Raw genomic sequence first — 1228 nt, forward strand, 5'->3', positions numbered from 1 at the left:
AGTACCAGCGTACGGCCCACAGAATGATGTCACGCTGAAAATGCCGGCCTTTGAATGGGTTCATGTGCAGCTCCATCAGCAAAAGGGGATGATAAGTTTATCACCACCGACTATTTGCAACAGTGCCGATAAAAATATATCATCATGAACAATAAAACTGTCTGCTTACATAAACAGTAATACAAGGGGTGTTATGAGCCATATTCAACGGGAAACGTCTTGCTCGAGGCCGCGATTAAATTCCAACCTGGATGCTGATTTATATGGGTATAGATGGGCTCGCGATAATGTCGGGCAATCAGGTGCGACAATCTATCGATTGTATGGGAAGCCCAATGCGCCAGAGTTGTTTCTGAAACATGGCAAAGGTAGCGTTGCCAATGATGTTACAGATGAGATGGTCAGACTAAACTGGCTGACGGCATTTATGCCTCTTCCGACCATCAAGCATTTTATCCGTACTCCTGATGATGCATGGTTACTCACCACTGCGATCCCCGGGAAAACAGCATTCCAGGTATTAGAAGAATATCCTGATTCAGGTGAAAATATTGTTGATGCGCTGGCAGTGTTCCTGCGCCGGTTGCATTCGATTCCTGTTTGTAATTGTCCTTTTAACAGCGATCGCGTATTTCGTCTCGCTCAGGCGCAATCACGAATGAATAACGGTTTGGTTGATGCTAGTGATTTTGATGACGAGCGTAATGGCTGGCCTGTTGAACAAGTCTGGAAAGAAATGCATAAGCTTTTGCCATTCTCACCGGATTCAGTCGTCACTCATGGTGATTTCTCACTTGATAACCTTATTTTTGACGAGGGGAAATTAATAGGTTGTATTGATGTTGGACGAGTCGGAATCGCAGACCGATACCAGGATCTTGCCATCCTATGGAACTGCCTCGGTGAGTTTTCTCCTTCATTACAGAAACGGCTTTTTCAAAAATATGGTATTGATAATCCTGATATGAATAAATTGCAGTTTCATTTGATGCTCGATGAGTTTTTCTGATAGTTAGTCTTTGTAGAGACACAAACCTGAAATTCCGGACACCGCGCTTCAGGACATCTCCCTGGACGCCGATATCTGGCAGTATCCGGACGGGGCACTGTTGCAAATAGTCGGTGGTGATAAACTTATCATCCCCTTTTGCTGATGGAGCTGCACATGAACCCATTCAAAGGCCGGCATTTTCAGCGTGACATCATTCTGTGGGCCGTACGCTGGTAC

1 protein-coding gene is annotated in these 1228 nt (G+C 45.1%); it reads left to right on the forward strand.

Annotation, left to right across the window (positions count from 1 at the left end; all coding sequences use genetic code 11):
* The first annotated feature begins 193 nt into the window (after window positions 1-193).
* Entirely contained in the window at window positions 194-1009 is an 816-nt protein-coding gene (locus FTT75_RS15650; RefSeq protein ID WP_000018326.1) for an aminoglycoside O-phosphotransferase APH(3')-Ia, read from the forward strand.
* Window positions 1010-1228: the final 219 nt, after the last annotated feature.

The organism is Acinetobacter sp. YH01008 (assembly GCF_013420435.1).
GTDB lineage: Bacteria > Pseudomonadota > Gammaproteobacteria > Pseudomonadales > Moraxellaceae > Acinetobacter > Acinetobacter pseudolwoffii.